This window comes from Stenotrophomonas sp. YJH_SMC_122, assembly GCF_059369535.1.
In genome coordinates, this window is sequence record NZ_JCAFST010000019.1 from 1 (window position 1) to 14,033 (window position 14,033).

17 protein-coding genes are annotated in these 14,033 nt (G+C 68.2%); 9 read left to right on the forward strand and 8 right to left on the reverse strand.

The features are described from left to right. Positions 1–482 precede the first annotated feature (482 nt). Complete coding sequence (locus tag AC5P66_RS18785; protein WP_495216547.1) at positions 483–1,076, reverse strand: mechanosensitive ion channel domain-containing protein; 594 nt, start codon at positions 1,074–1,076, stop codon at positions 483–485. A gap of 35 nt (positions 1,077–1,111) precedes the next feature. Further along, positions 1,112–1,291, reverse strand: coding sequence for a hypothetical protein (locus AC5P66_RS18790; RefSeq protein ID WP_049415771.1), 180 nt, complete (start codon positions 1,289–1,291; stop codon positions 1,112–1,114). Between the two features lie 126 nt (positions 1,292–1,417). On the opposite strand from AC5P66_RS18790, the gene AC5P66_RS18795 reads away from it, so the two are divergent. The 3 genes from AC5P66_RS18795 to AC5P66_RS18805 are packed head-to-tail and all read left to right on the forward strand — an operon-like array spanning position 1,418 to position 3,419. Next, entirely contained in the window at positions 1,418–1,996 is a 579-nt protein-coding gene (locus tag AC5P66_RS18795; RefSeq protein ID WP_005418173.1) for an RNA polymerase sigma factor, read from the forward strand. Further along, positions 1,993–2,526, forward strand: a complete 534-nt coding sequence (locus AC5P66_RS18800) for a hypothetical protein (RefSeq protein ID WP_049415770.1) — start codon at positions 1,993–1,995, stop codon at positions 2,524–2,526. The genes AC5P66_RS18795 and AC5P66_RS18800 overlap by 4 nt, the downstream gene beginning before the upstream one ends. Before the next feature lie 11 nt (positions 2,527–2,537). Next, a complete protein-coding gene (locus tag AC5P66_RS18805) occupies positions 2,538–3,419 on the forward strand; it encodes a DUF4097 family beta strand repeat-containing protein (RefSeq protein WP_099496191.1) in 882 nt (293 codons plus the stop codon). Between the two features lie 49 nt (positions 3,420–3,468). Here AC5P66_RS18805 and AC5P66_RS18810 read toward each other — a convergent pair whose 3' ends face one another. From AC5P66_RS18810 to AC5P66_RS18820, 3 genes are all read right to left on the reverse strand, one after another. Continuing rightward, on the reverse strand, positions 3,469–3,651 hold the full coding sequence (locus AC5P66_RS18810; RefSeq protein WP_005410566.1) for a hypothetical protein: 183 nt from the start codon (positions 3,649–3,651) through the stop codon (positions 3,469–3,471). 11 nt (positions 3,652–3,662) lie between these two features. Further along, positions 3,663–3,956, reverse strand: coding sequence for a YkgJ family cysteine cluster protein (locus AC5P66_RS18815; RefSeq protein ID WP_080104338.1), 294 nt, complete (start codon positions 3,954–3,956; stop codon positions 3,663–3,665). Positions 3,957–4,185: 229 nt separating this feature from the next. Beyond that, positions 4,186–5,547, reverse strand: coding sequence for an Hsp70 family protein (locus AC5P66_RS18820; RefSeq protein WP_099496192.1), 1,362 nt, complete (start codon positions 5,545–5,547; stop codon positions 4,186–4,188). 178 nt (positions 5,548–5,725) lie between these two features. Here AC5P66_RS18820 and AC5P66_RS18825 point away from each other — a divergent pair, with 178 nt between their 5' ends. Continuing rightward, positions 5,726–6,061, forward strand: a complete 336-nt coding sequence (locus AC5P66_RS18825) for a zinc ribbon domain-containing protein YjdM (protein WP_010482882.1) — start codon at positions 5,726–5,728, stop codon at positions 6,059–6,061. Between the two features lie 7 nt (positions 6,062–6,068). Here AC5P66_RS18825 and AC5P66_RS18830 read toward each other — a convergent pair whose 3' ends face one another. Next, the gene (locus AC5P66_RS18830; protein ID WP_049438245.1) at positions 6,069–7,220 is read right to left on the reverse strand and encodes a transglutaminase domain-containing protein; all 1,152 of its coding nucleotides are present in this window, start codon (positions 7,218–7,220) and stop codon (positions 6,069–6,071) included. Between the two features lie 229 nt (positions 7,221–7,449). Between AC5P66_RS18830 and AC5P66_RS18835 the strand changes: the two genes are divergently transcribed. From AC5P66_RS18835 to AC5P66_RS18850, 4 genes are all read left to right on the forward strand, one after another. Further along, positions 7,450–8,052 (forward strand): HD domain-containing protein, encoded by a 603-nt coding sequence (locus AC5P66_RS18835; protein ID WP_049415755.1) that lies wholly within the window; start codon positions 7,450–7,452, stop codon positions 8,050–8,052. A 49-nt stretch (positions 8,053–8,101) separates the two neighbouring features. After that, the gene (locus AC5P66_RS18840; protein ID WP_049415754.1) at positions 8,102–8,275 is read left to right on the forward strand and encodes an oxidoreductase-like domain-containing protein; all 174 of its coding nucleotides are present in this window, start codon (positions 8,102–8,104) and stop codon (positions 8,273–8,275) included. After that, positions 8,272–8,889, forward strand: coding sequence for a DUF998 domain-containing protein (locus tag AC5P66_RS18845; RefSeq protein ID WP_049415752.1), 618 nt, complete (start codon positions 8,272–8,274; stop codon positions 8,887–8,889). The genes AC5P66_RS18840 and AC5P66_RS18845 overlap by 4 nt, the downstream gene beginning before the upstream one ends. 78 nt (positions 8,890–8,967) lie before the next feature. After that, the gene (locus tag AC5P66_RS18850) at positions 8,968–10,314 is read left to right on the forward strand and encodes a virulence factor family protein (protein ID WP_164283139.1); all 1,347 of its coding nucleotides are present in this window, start codon (positions 8,968–8,970) and stop codon (positions 10,312–10,314) included. Between the two features lie 128 nt (positions 10,315–10,442). Here AC5P66_RS18850 and mprF read toward each other — a convergent pair whose 3' ends face one another. Continuing rightward, positions 10,443–13,007 (reverse strand): bifunctional lysylphosphatidylglycerol flippase/synthetase MprF, encoded by a 2,565-nt coding sequence (gene mprF, locus AC5P66_RS18855; protein WP_049415746.1) that lies wholly within the window; start codon positions 13,005–13,007, stop codon positions 10,443–10,445. A 193-nt stretch (positions 13,008–13,200) separates the two neighbouring features. On the opposite strand from mprF, the gene AC5P66_RS18860 reads away from it, so the two are divergent. After that, positions 13,201–13,548, forward strand: coding sequence for a RidA family protein (locus AC5P66_RS18860; protein WP_008264965.1), 348 nt, complete (start codon positions 13,201–13,203; stop codon positions 13,546–13,548). 13 nt (positions 13,549–13,561) lie between these two features. Here AC5P66_RS18860 and rnfB read toward each other — a convergent pair whose 3' ends face one another. Continuing rightward, positions 13,562–14,014, reverse strand: a complete 453-nt coding sequence (gene rnfB / locus AC5P66_RS18865) for an Rnf electron transport complex subunit RnfB (RefSeq protein ID WP_049415744.1) — start codon at positions 14,012–14,014, stop codon at positions 13,562–13,564. Between the last annotated feature and the right edge of the window lie 19 nt (positions 14,015–14,033).

Consider the following 14,033-nt stretch of genomic DNA (forward strand, 5'->3'; position numbering starts at 1 on the left):
ATCGTCGAGATCCAGGCTTACACGGCGGCCCACGCCGGCTCTCGACACCTACGCTGCCAGATTCCGATCAGATAAGGCTTGGCAGCCGCATCCATGCGGCTGACACCCCGCACTCCGACACCGCCCCGCCTCTGACAGATTTCCGCGATCGGGTAGATCCCGCCGTGCGTGGATAGATCTCCATCGGAATCGAAAATTTCGATATCGGAACGATTTGAGCCGAGCATGGCTCGGCCCTACAGAAAGCAATGCCCGACAGATCGCGGAAATCTGTCGAAGGCGGGGTGGGTCCGGTGGCGGGAGTGTCCGCGGCATGGATGCCGCGGCCAAGCCCCCAGGGACGGGTTTACGGGGTCTCCCGCAACCGGACCCACCCCGCCTACCCACGGATAGCCAGCTTTTGCCGTTGCTTCGGCTGTTGCTGGTGCTGTTGCTCCAGCTCGTAGCGGGTGCAGGGCGCAGCCCTGCCGAAAATCCCACCCTCAGCCGTCGCCCTGGATGCCGCCGGGTGCCTGTGCCGGATCGCGCCAGCGGCGCACCGTGCGCTGGAAGAACAGGTTGTTCGGCAGCTGCAGCACCGTGCCCTCGTGGCCGTCGCCGGTTTCCTGCAGCGTGGTGTAGATCAGGTTCACGTCGATCACCCGCCCCTTCAGGCCCGGCTTCTCGCCGTTCTCCAGCACTTCGATGTAGTCATGCAGGCGGAACGGGCGAGTGGTGAAGATCAGCAGCGTGCAGAAGATGTTGGAGAGCACGCTCCAGGCCGCGAAGAAGGCCACTGCGCCCACGGCCGCGAAGCCGGTGAACGCGGTCCACAGCACTGAAGGCTTCGCGCCGAGCAGGCTGAGGATATACAGCAGGGCGCTGAAATAGACCACGAAACTGGTGATCCGGCGCGCGCCCATCACCATTTCAGGTGGCAGCGTGTAGTGCTCGGCAAAGCGCCGGATCAGGCGACGGGCGAGTACCCGCAGCAGCCAGGCGACCAGCAGCACCAGCACGACCTGCAGGGCCACGCCCGCGTAGTTCAGCCATGGGTGGCTCCAGGCCGGCAGGTGATCCTTCAGCGACAACATCATGGGGGCGAAAACAGGTGGCGGGAACGGCCTCGATGTTACCCGGCGCGTGCCGGGGTTTCGACCATCGGTGACCACGCCAGGCAGACCAGCTCCTGTCGATGCTGCTGCAGGCAGGCGCGGCCGTTGTCGGGGCACAACCGCAAGGACAGGCCCGATGCCTGCAGCACGACGCAGGCGACGATTACCAGCAGGGCGGCGCAGGATGGGCTGGACATGGCGGAACTCCCTGGAGGTGTTTTCTCGAATGACCTTCCATGGATGCAGCCATCGTCGAAAAGGTTGCATGGCCTTGATCGGCGATCGGCTCTAAACCTTTTTCCGGGTCGCCGCATCCAAGCGATATGCTCGACACCACCATGCCAGCGCCGCCTGCCGCCCACGCCCCTGTCGACGAACCCGCCCTGGTGCGGGCGGCCGCCGCCGGTGACACGGCGGCCTACGAACTGCTGTACCGGCGCCATGCGCCGCGCGTGTTCGCCGTACTGTGGCGCCTGTGCGGGGGCCAGCAGGCGCGTGCCGAGGATGCCCTGCAGGAAGCCTTCCTGCAGGCATGGAAGGCGCTGCCGGGGTTCCGGTTCGAAAGCAGCCTGTCGACCTGGTTGCATCGGTTGGGCGTCAACGCCGCACTGATGGAACTGCGCGGGCGCGCCGCCGGGCAGGACCACGACAGTCTGGAGGAGGTCGACGGCGGCCTGCAGGAGCTGGCGGTGCACGACCGTTGTGCCGGTACCGAGCGCGATCTGGAGCGCGCACTCGCGACGCTGCCTCCGAGGGCGCGTGCGGTACTGGTACTGCACGACATCGAAGGCTGGAAACACCAGGAAATCGCCGAGCAGCTGCAGATGGCCGTCGGCAGTTCAAAGGCACAGCTGCATCGTGCGCGCGGCCTGCTGCGCGCACGGCTGGGAGACATGACATGAGTACACACGAACACGATTCCGACCACGATCTGCTGGCCCGGCTGCGCGCGCTGCCGAACGAGCGCGATGTACCCGCCGATGGCTGGGCACGCCTGTCCGCCCGGTTGCCACCGCGTGGACCGCGGGAAGCGCCCGCGCCAACGGACAACGTGGTGGCGCTGCCAGCGCGTTCGCGTCGGCGCGGGTGGTTGCCGGTGGGTGCGGCGTTGGCGGCCGGCCTGGCGCTGTACGCGGTGGCGCCATGGCGCCACGTGCAGCCGGATGCGCCGGTGCCGTCCACCCTGCAGTTGCAGGCTGCGGCGATGACCGAGCAGTACCGGCAGGCGGTGGCCTCGCTACCCGCAGGCCGGGCACCGGAATGGCAGCCGGCATTGCACGAACTCGATGAAAGCGCGGCACAGATCCAGGCCGCGCTGGCGCAGGATCCACGTGCGCCTCACCTGCTTGGCCAGCTCAAGCGCACCTATGCGCTGCGGCTGGAACTGACCCGGCAGGCGGCCTATGCCGCCGAGTCCGGCCTGACGACCTGAGGAGACCCCCCATGACACGAACCCTGATGACCTGCTGCGCCGCGCTGTTGCTGCTGCCCGCAGTGGCCCTGGCTGACACCCGGATCGACGAACGCCACAACCTGGCCGCCGGCGGCCGCATCGAACTGAGCAACGTGGCCGGCAAGGTGACCGTGCGTGGCTGGGACCGCAACGACGTGCAGCTCACCGGTACGCTCAGTGATGGCCTGCAGCTGCGCCAGGAAAAGAGTGCCAACCGCGTCCGCTGGGAGATCGAGTATCCGCGACGAAGCAACAACGGCGGCGCAACGCTGGTGCTGAACGTGCCGCGCTCGGTGGAACTGCTGCTGAGCACGGTCAGTGCCAGCCAGGACATCAGTGGCATCGACGTGCGCCGCCTGCAGGCCGACACCGTCAGCGGCAGCCTCAGCGCCTCCGGTCGCAGCGGTGACAGCAGGCTCAATACGGTCAGTGGCAGCGTCAGCGCACGCCTGCAGACGCCGAAGCTGGATGTGAACACCGTCAGTGGCCGCATCGAGGCCGGCGGCGGCGTGTCCGGTGATATCGGTGCGCAGACGGTGTCCGGACGGGTCGAGGTCGACGCCGGGCGCGTGCAGCGACTGGCGGTGGAAACCGTATCGGGCAGCATTGACCTGTCGGCGGCCGGGCTGGCCCCGGGTGGCCGTATCAATGTCGAATCGGTGAGTGCGTCGGTCAATCTGCGCCTGCCGCGCGCCGTCTCCGCGCAGCTGTCGGTGAACAGCTTCAGCGGGTCGATCAACAGCGATGCTGGCCAGGTGGAGCGGCCGCGCTACGGCCCCGGCAGCCATCTTGATACGCGGCTGGGCAGCGGCGACGGTGATATCCGCATCCAGTCGCATTCGGGCAGTGTTCGGGTAAGCCTGGATCGCTGAGCGCGATCCGGCAGGCCGCGGCGGCAGCGCCGCCGCGGTCGGTACTGGGTCAGCTGGCCTTCTTCAGCGCCCAGGTGGTGCCGAGGACTTCGATCTTGCCACCGGCCTTGCGGAACGCTGCCAGGTCCGAAGCGATCGAATCGCTGCTGACCACGGTGCTGGCGGCCGCGCCCTTGCGTTCGCTGCGGATGCTGTTGCTGGCCTTCGCGGGGGTCTTTGCCTTGCGGGGCATGGTTGCTCCTGTCAGGTGGAAGGGGAGGAAAGCGCCCAGGCATCGGCCTGGCGCAGGTAGTCCTGCCGCTCACGGCGGCAGTCACTGCCGCCCATCGAGAACTGGCGGCAGATCGCCGGACGCTGCGAATAGATCGTGCAGCGCAGGTGATAGGGATCGATCGCCGCACACCAGCCTTCCTCGTTGCGCGCCATCACGGCACGGCCGTGGGTGTCGCGTGACAGGAACTGGCCGGGCACGTGGTCGCCAGGCTGCAGCAACACGGGCAACCGGCAACAGACCGCGTCACAACGGCGGCAGTCGATGGGTGCAGGTGCTGCGTCAGGTTGTAAGGCCACAGGGGCCTGGCGGGTGCCCAAAGCGGGTCTCGATGGCGGCTCCGGTGGTACGCGGACCATGAACGAGCCAGGAAGGCATGGCCGCTAGGCCCGCAGGGCGGGCCAGGCTGCACCGTGGACACACACCGGCGTGGCCGGTGGAAGGTGCAGCAGGGTTCTAGCCGACCAAGAGTAACTTGGATCGCGTAACGTTTTGTTAATCCTGGCTGGCTGCCGCCAGCGCAAGGCCCTGGACCACGCCCAGCGAGGGCTCGCCGTGGACCATGCGGGCGCCCGGGAAGGCCTCCGCAACGGCCTGGCGCAGATACCCGGCGCGGGACATGCCGCCGGTCAGGAACACCGCGTCCGGGTCGCCGCCGATGTCGCTGCGGACCTGGGCCAGCAGTTCCCGGATCTGCTCCAGATAACCATGGGCGGCGGCGGCCAGGCCGTCGGCGCTGCTGTCGGCATGCAGGTCGCGGGCGATGTAGTCCAGCGTGCTGCGATGTTCGCTGGCGGCGCTGAGGGCGATCTTGGCGCGCTCGACGTCGCGGTACAGGCGGGCGGTGTTGCCGGTGTCCTGCAGGGCCTGCAGGCGCGCGCCCCACGGATTGTCGACATGGTCATACTTGTGCTGGCGGAAGTCGCGCTGGCGGGTCATGTCCTGCACGGTGGCCGCTTCCACGTAGTGGTGGGCGGGCACGCGGGTGATGCCGCGGCCGAACAGCGGCATGTAGCTGGACAGGCTCAGCGCCAGGTCGATGTCGGTACCGCCGCGGGCGATACCCCAGGCGCGGTGGATGCGCGGGGCGTCGTCGCCGCCGACTTCGGCATGGGCGATGTCGGTGGTGCCGCCGCCGATATCGACGATCACCGCCTGGTGCCGTTCGCGGCTTTCCGCGTGATAGTGCATGGCCGCCGCGGCTGGTTCCTCGAGGAAATCGATCTGGTCGAAACCGGCCTGGCTGGCGGCTTCGCGCAGGATGTCCAGCGCCTGGTCATTGCCGGCCGCACCGATCGAGCTGCGGAACTGCACCGGACGCCCGAGCAGGGCCGCTCGCAGCGGCTGGCCGAGCTGGGCGCTGGCGGTCAGGCGGATGTGTTCGAGGATGTGCGCGGCGATGCCGGTGATGGTCTGCTTGGCGCGTGGGTGCAGGTTGTAGCCGAGCATCGATTTCGGGCTCTGCACCAGGTTGCCTTCGTGTTCCTCGAAATAGGCTTCCAGCGCTTCGTCACCGTAGACCGCATTCTGCAGCAGGTCGCTGGCACTGCGTTCCTTGCCGGCACGGGCTTCCATCCATTCCCTGCGCAGCGCGCGCAGGGCTTCGCGGCGCAGCGCCTGCGGCGTGCGTTCCTGGCCGGCGGCGCGGGCCGCACGCGCAGCGCTGTCGATCATCTGCTGCAGCTGGTGCTCCTGGCCGTCATCGAGCTGGAAGTCATCCGGGTCGGGCACCACGCCGGGGAAGTACACGCTGGTGCGGAACTGCTCGGCGTCGCCGAAGCGGATCGGCAGCAGTTTCCCTTCATGCACGATGGCGGCGGCGGAGTTGCTGGTACCGAAGTCGATGCCGAGGCGCATGGGGAGTTCCGGGGGCGATCAGGGGCCGCGCACTCTGCTGCAGTTCGCCGCCGACTGCAAGGTCCCGCGGTTTCCTGTTCCAGGCCGGGTCAAGGAGGTCGCAGCGTACTGCCCGGAAAAGGCCGGGGAGCCGGGCGGTTACAATGGCGGCTGTTGATTCACTTTGAGGTACTTGCTGATGTCTTCTGCCCCCGCCTGCCCGCAGTGCACCCTGGAAAACACCTATGCCGATGGCGCGCTGTGGATCTGCGCCGACTGCGGCTTCGAATGGACCGCCGAGGAAAGTGCCGGTTCGACCCTGGTCGTGCGTGACAGCAACGGCAATACCCTGCAGGCCGGTGACACCGTCACCGTGATCAAGGACCTGAAGGTGAAGGGCTCCTCGATCCCGCTCAAGCAGGGCACCGTGATCCGCAACATCCGCCTGGTCGAGGACGATGCCGAGCACATCGAAGGCAATTCGGACAAGATCAAGGGTCTGGTCCTGAAGACCTGCTTCCTCAAGAAGGCCTGACCGGCCTTCAGCGCCTGGCCTGCTGCCGTGCGCGCCAGCGGGCCAGGCTGTCCAGCTTGGCCTGGTAGCGCGCCTGCTGCGGCGCCCCGCCCAGTTCCTGTGCACGCAGCAGCTCACGATCGGCGCGCCTGAGCTGGCCGGCCAGGAAATAGGCCCGCGCCAGCCCGAAGTGGAACTGGTGCGCGGTGTCGTACAGGCGCACGGCCTGCCGGTAATAGCGGATCGCCTGCTGCAGTTGCCCGGCGCGTTCGGCCTCGGCACCGAGCATGTACTGCGCGAACGGGTCTTCGCGCTGCACCGATTGCAACCGCTGCTCCAGCGCCCGGGCCTGCGCAATCATGCCGAGCTTGCGGTAGAGGGCGCTGGCGTTGGTCAGTGCAGCATCCTGGCGGCCGTCCAGTCGCAACGCCGTTTCCAGTGCCCGTCGCGCGGCGGCGGTGTCGCCCGTGCGGTTTTCCAGCACACCCAGGTTGTTCCAGGTGGCAGCGAAGCTGCCGTCCTGCGCCAGCGCGGTATCGAAGAAGGTACGTGCGCCCGCCAGGTCGCCGCTGGCCATGCGTTCGGCACCGCGATTGTTGTAGAAGTGCGCCAACGCCCGCGCCTGGCTGATCGGCAGCGGCCCGCGGCGGTCGTACAGCACATTGCGATCCAGATCGACGGTGGCGAAGCGGCCGGCGAAGCCGACCCCGGCATTGACGTGGCCTACGCTGTAGACCAGGCCCTGGGCCTGGTCCTGGTACCACGACACCACCTGGCCGACCTCCTGCACGCGCGCCTGGATGCCGGCTTCGCGTGCCAGCGCGACGAACATCAGGGTAAAGGCCAGGCAGTTGGCGCGTCGCTGCTGCCAGATCTCGCTGACGGTGAGGGTCGCGTCGGCGTCGTACTGCAGGTCCATGCCATGGCGGTCGAAGATCATCTCCACCAGCGCCTGCAGGCGCTGCTCGCGCGAATAGCTGCGACGGGTCACCTGGGTGTGCAGCATATCGAGCATGGCCGGTGGAATCGCGAACACCTGCTGCGGCGTCGGAATCGTCGGCGCGGCGGTGCTGGCAGTGAGCGCAGGGGCTTCGTTCGCGTCAGGGTTGAGTGCGATCGCGGAGGGTGCCGCCAATGCGGCCAGCGCGAGCAGAACGGATCGGGCGGCAGGACGGTACATGACGGCTCCCGGCAGCGGCGGGCGCTCCCGCCTGAGGCGAGTGTAGACCTGTGCGCGCACACCTGCAGTGACCGCTGGTCGGTCCGCGCGTTCATCCACAGCCGGTGTGGACCAGCGCTCGACAAAGCTGTGGACAACCGCGTTGGGACCCCGTGCGAAGGGCGTTGTGAGGGTGTGGTGAAAAAATAGCCAGCTTGCCCGCCACCGGCGCAAGCGGGATGATCCGGTCATGGACTTCTCCCCGCTGACGCTCGCTCCGGCGCAGTGGCAGGCGCTGCAGGACAGCTATGCGACGCCACCACGTGCCTACCATCACTTCGGCCACGTGCGTGCGGTGCTGCAGCACTGCCAGGAGGTTGCCGACGGTCCAGGCTGGCAGCAGCCGGCCGAGGTCTACCTGGCCGCGCTCTACCACGATGCGATCTATGTGGCGGGGCGAAAGGACAACGAGGCGCGTTCGGCGCAGCTGGCCCTGCAAGCGATCGCACAGGCGCCGGAACTTGCCACGGTCGACGCGGCCCGGGTCGAGCAGCTGATCCTGCTGACTGCCCGCCATGGCGAGCTCGGCCCGGATGATGTCGATGCCGAGGCCGCGTTGTTCCTGGACTGCGACATGGCGATCCTGGCCGCGCCGGAACCGGTGTTCAGCGCCTATGATCGCGGCGTGGCCGAAGAGTACAAGGGCGTGGTGCCAGGCTTCCTGTATCGCGCCGGCCGCCGCCGTTTCCTGCAGGGCCTGCTGCGTGCACCGCGCATCTTCCTCAGCGCGTTCTTCCACCAGCGTCTCGACGCGGCCGCCCGCGACAACCTGCGCCGGCAGCTGGGCCGCTGAACCAGCCCGGTACACTGGGGCCTGTTTCCACCGATTGCCGCGTCCAACCGTGTCCGTCCCTGATCCCGATCCCCGCCCGTTGCCGCCGGAAGAGCCCGGTCCGAACGAATGCTGCGGCAGCGGTTGCCCGCTGTGTGTGCTGGACCTGTATGCCGACGAGCTGCAGCGCTATCGCAAGGCGTTGGCAGAATGGCTGGCGCGGCACCCGGAGGCGTCCACATGAGGCGCGCGCGCCCAGCGGCACTGCTGGCGCTGGCGGCGCTGCTGCTGTTCTTGGCCACCGCGCTGTGGACCCAGTTCGCACGCACCGATCTGGACTGGGTGCGGGCCACGCTCAGCCTCTACCTGCACGGGCCGTGGGGGCTGGCTTTGCGCGCGGCTTACTGCCTGCTGGCATTGGCGATCGCCCTGCTCGGCATCAGCCTCTACCGGAGCAGCATCGGCCCGCGGCGCAGCGCGGCGGCGCCGCTGCTGTTCACGGCCTCGGCACTGGGCCTGGCCACGGTCGCCATCGGTGACAGCTGGCTGCCGGAAGCGACGCCGCTGCTGGCACCGTTCATCCATGGGCTGGCAGCCAACACCGCGTTCCTGTGCGCCAGCGTCGGCATGCTGCTGCAGGCCTGGTACCTGCGCCGTGAACCGGGCTGGCAGTCCGCCGCGGGCCTGCTCTGGGGCTGGGCCTGGCTGGCGTTCGTACTGTTGTGGCTGCATGTGCTGTGGCGTGGCGGGCCGCCGCGCGGGTTGGGGCAGAAGGTCGTGATCGTGGTGATCGTAGGCTGGCTGCTGTACCTGGCGCTGGCACTGTACCGGCGCAGTCGGCGTACCACGGCCGACTGAATCGCCAACGGCCTGCACCGGTACGTGCCGTGCACGCGGTGGCGGCGTATCGTGTGCGCATTCCATCGGGGATGCGATATGAAGCGTGCAGGGCTGGGCAGGGCAATGGGTGTGGTTCTGGCGCTGGCGGCGCTGCCGGCAATGGCGGCGGCCAACGTGCAGCAGTTCAGCCACGGGCGGTTCGAGCAGATTCCGGTGCACATGCCGGCCGGCACGCCGCAGCGGGTGGTGATCTGGTTCCACGAACCCACCCCGGGTGGTGACACCAGCCGCCTGCCGATCGAAGCCCTGCGTGCCGACGGCGCCATGGTTGCCGCTGTGGACATCGCGCACCTGCGCGGGGTGCTCAAGCGCGAGGGTAATCCGACCTGCTCGTTCGGCTCCGGTGACGTCGAGAACTTCTCGCGCTGGCTGCAGGCGTCCCTGCATCTGCCCGGTTACCACCTGCCGCTGGTCGGCGGTGACGGCGAGGGTGCCGAGATGGCCTATTCGCTCGCGGCGCAGGCCGACACCCAGGTGTTTGCCGGCCTGCTGACCACCGGCTTCTGCCCGGATCACAACCATGAGCGCATGGTCTGCGGCGATGGTGTGAAGCACGACAAACTGCAGCCCGCCGAACTGAATTTCCCGTGGTTGAGTGCTGCTGGCGATCACGGCTGCAAGGTGGGCGAGGCCAGCCGGTTCGTCCAGCAGGTCGCCTTGGCACGCGAATTCAAGCGAACCGCGCGCGGTGATGCCTCACCCGGTCTGGTGGCCGCAGCGCGGTTGATCGGCGCGCAGGCCGGGGTCAGTCTGGCACCGCCGCCGGCCGCGCTGAAGGGCCTGCCGGTGGTGGAAGTACCGGCGACCGGCAGCGGCGATACGCTGGCGGTATTCGTTTCCGGCGATGGTGGCTGGGCCGGCCTGGACAAGGACGTGGCGTCGTCGCTCAACGAGCACGGCGTGGCCGTGGTCGGCATCGACTCGTTGCGCTACTTCTGGAGCGAGCGCACGCCGAAGGGCTTCGCCGCTGACCTGCAGAAGATCATCGACCACTACCGCCAGCAGTGGCACCGCGACAAGGTGATGCTGATCGGCTTCTCGCAGGGCGCCGACGTGCTGCCGGCCACCATCAACCAGCTCGATGCCGATACCCGCGCAGCGCTGGATCGTATTGTGCTGCTGTCGGTAGGCAGGAAGGCCGACTTTGAATTCCACGTCAGCAACTGGCTGGGCGGTGGCGGCGATGGCCTGCCGATCGCACCGGAAGTGGCCAGGCTGCCGGCGGAAAAAACCCTGTGCGTATATGGCGACAAGGATGAGGACGCACTGTGCCCGGACCTGCCGGCCAATGACGGCGTGAAGCGGGTGAAGCTGCCGGGCGACCACCATTTCGGCGGTGACTATGATCGGCTGGCCGAGGTGATCCTCAAGGGCGGGGCGTGAAGCGGAGAGCGTGCGAACCAACGGTTCGCACCCACCAGAACGAGCCGCGGTAACGCCGGGCCACGCCCGTCAGCGTGTTGGCGCTGGCGTGTCGACCGAGGTCGACACCTGCCGGGTGGTGCGGGGCGTCAGTTGCGCCGCGGGTCCAGAGAGATCAGGCGCGTGGCGTCCAGCAGCGCCGCCGGCAGGTGCATGCCGCCGGGCGCGGCGAGATAGCGCGGCCGCCACTGCGGATCGAACTTCGACTTGAAGCGGCGCAGGCCACTGAACCCGTAGAAACGTTCGCCATGCCGCGCCAGCAGGCCGGCCAGCCGGTTCCAGCGGCCAGCCAGACGATGCTGTGCCAGCCCGGAAAGCGGCGCCATGCCCAGCGAGAATCGTGCATAGCCCTGTGCGCGGCCCCACAGGAACAGCTCGATGAAGAGGAAGTCCATCGTGCCCTTCGGTGCTTCGCTGGCGTGGCGCATCAGGTCCACCGACAGCTCGGCGCCGGCCGGTGCCTGCCACAGGTTGGCGAAGGCCACGATCTGGCCTCCGGCCTCGACCAGCGCCACCGGGAAGCGCACCAGGTAATCCGGGTCGTAGCTGCCGAGCGAGAAGCCTTTTTCGTCGCCGGCCTTGTCTTCCAGCCATGCGTTGGAGATCGCGTGCAGGCGCGGCAGCAGGCTGGGAATTTCCTCCACGGGCGCCACGCGGAAGGACAGGCCACCACGCTTGCCCCGGTTCCAGGCCTGGCGCAGGTCGGCGCGCTCGCGCCCTTCCAGGCCGAAATCATGCAGCGGCACCATCGCTTCTTCGCCCAGCTTGACCAGCCCCAGGCCGAGGTCGAGGTAGGTCTGCCAGTAGGACTCGCCGACCTGGTAGAAGACGGGGCGCAGGCCGAGGCGGTCGGCTTCCTCGCGGAAGCGCCAGATCAATGCGCGGGCGACCTCCGGCGGGCCGACCGGGTCGCCCATCGCGATCAGCGACCCCCCATAGCGCTGCATCATCACGAAGCCCAGTTTCGCTTCATCGCGCAGCACTGCCTTGTCAGCGGTCAGCACCAGGCAGGCCTGGGTGTCGGTGGCACCGGCCAGGACTGGCGCCAGCGATTGCAGCGTGGCTTCATCGGCGGCTGGCAGCGGGCTGCGCGTGCTGTGCAGCAGCCGCGCCAGGCCGAACATCACCAGCGCGATGGCCACCACCAGCAACGCACGCAACGCGCGCGGTGCGTTGCCGGAGACCGCGAACTGCCACCACAACTCGTTCTGGTATTCGACATGGCTGTAGGTGAAGAACAGCAGCCAGGTGACTGCGACCAGCACCAGGCCGAGGTTGCGCAGCCACGGCCACGACCAGGCTTCGTCCAGCAGCGCGCCCTGGCGGTAGAACTCGCGACGTGCGGCCCACAGTGCCATCGCCACCAGCAACGCCGAGACGGCGATCAACGGTTGGCCACCGCGCAGCCACAGCGGCAGCGGGGTGACCACGCACACCGCCATCGCCAGCATCCACGCCGCGTGGCTGCGCCGGGCCAGGCCCTGCCCGATCAGCAGCAGCGCGACACCACTGAGGCTGCCGATCAGGTGCGAGGTTTCCAGGATCGGCAGCGAGGCATTCACCAGGTGCCGGCGTGGCGTTGGCAGCGTGCCATCGATGACCAGCGCGGCGCCGATGCTGAACACCGCCAGCGCGATGATCTGCGGCAACCATGGGCGCAGTGCGTTCCAGCCGGCGCGGGTTGCCCCGGCACTGGCCTGCAGCGGCTGGCGCAGCGCGGGCGCAAGGGCGAGCAACGTGGCCAGCACCAGCGGTAGTACGTAGTAGGTGACGCGGTAGATCAGCGCCGCTGCCAGCACCGCCGCCGGTGCCACCTGAGGCAACAGCTTCAACAGGCTCCATTCGAACACGCCCAGGCCGGCCGGCACGGTCGAGACCAGGCCGGCCAGTACCGCGACGAGGTACAGGCCGACGAAGCCGGGCAGGCCGGTGGGCGTCGAGTCCGGCAGCAGCACATAGAACGCGGCGCTGGCCAGTACCAGTTCGATCACGCTGAGCACGGTGACGCCGAGCATGGTGCGGCGGTCGGGTAGCCACAACGCATGGCCGAACACGCTGAACTGCCGTCCATCGCGACCGACCAGCAGCACGGTACCCAGATAGGCGAGCAGGGCGACGATGCCGACGATGCGCACGGCATCGGGGTTCAATGGCAATGCCAACGCCGCTGCCGCCGGTTCCATGCAGAGTGCCACGCTGATCAGCAGCCACGCACCGAATACGAAACCGAGCGTGCTCATCAGCACCACCTGGCCGATCTGCGCCAGGTCCAGGCCGGCGCTGCGGTAGCCACGCAGGCGCACTGCGCCGCCGGTCAACGCCGCAAAGCCCACGGTCTGGCCCAGCGTATGCGCAAGGAAGGCGGTGATGCCGATGCGTGCCGGATGCACGCGGATTCCGCTGCGACGCAGGCCGATGGCATCGAAGCCGATCAGGCAGGCGTAGCTGGCCAGGCCGAGCACCACGGTGAGGGTGATCTGCATGCCGCTGAGCTGGCGGAACGCCTGGCGGATGGCGCGGTAGCCGTGCTCATCGAATTCGCTGGCCAGGCCATGCAGGGCCAGCGAGAGGATCAGCAGGGGAACGACAATGGTGATAACCCGCTTCCATGCCGGGGTGGAGGAAGCGGCGGCGGGGTTGGTGGCTGCGGTCATCGGCGCAAGGGTGCGTCAGGAGGGGCGAGTGCGGTGTCAACGCGGGGCGTGGCGCATCGTGCGCCTGTCGCCGCCATTTGACCAGCGGATGTGTCGGAGTCCGGTAGTGACGTCTCGCGCGGGGGACCCGTGCACCCACCGTTGACCGGATTGGAGGACAATGCGGGCCTGATCACCCGCAGGAGCCACGCCCATGATGGAGCGTTACGACGTCGGACCGCGCATGTCCGAAATGACCGTGTACAACAAGGTCGCCTACCTCTCCGGCCAGATTCCGGAAGACACCAGCCAGGACATCACCGGCCAGACCCGGCAGGTGCTGGCGGAGATCGACAAGCTGCTGGCGCTGGTCGCCAGCGATCGCCAGCACGTGCTGCGTGCGGAAGTGTTCCTGGCCGACATCGCCGACTTCGACGGCATGAACAAGGCGTGGGACGAGTGGGTGGTCGAGGGCGCGACCCCGGCCCGTGCAACCTTCGAAGCCAGGCTCGCCCACGCCGAGTGGAAGGTCGAGATCGTGGTGACGGCAGCGGTGCCGTAACCGGTGTACGGGGTCAGATCCCTTTTCCGTTGGAAAGGAGATCTGGCCCCGGCTGTAGCGGCACCAGCTCGATGCAGTCCACCGGGCACGGCGGGATGCACAGCTCGCAGCCGGTGCACAGGTCGGCAATGACCGTGTGCATGTACTTGGCGCCGCCGACGATGGCGTCCACCGGGCAGGCCTGGATGCACTTGGTGCAGCCGATGCAGTCGGCTTCGACGATCAACGCCACCTGGGCCGCCTTGTGCTCGCCGCGCGAACGATCGAACGGAATCGCCGGTACGCCCAGCACCTGCGCCAGCGCCCGTGCACCGGCATCGCCACCCGGCGGGCAGCGGTCCACACCCGCCTCGCCACGTGCCATTGCCTGCGCGTACGGGCGGCAGCCGTCATAGCCGCATTGCCCGCATTGGGTCTGCGGCAGCAGGCGGTCGAGGCGTTCGGTCAGGGGCGGGATCAGGCTCATGCGTGGCGAAGGCTGCGCG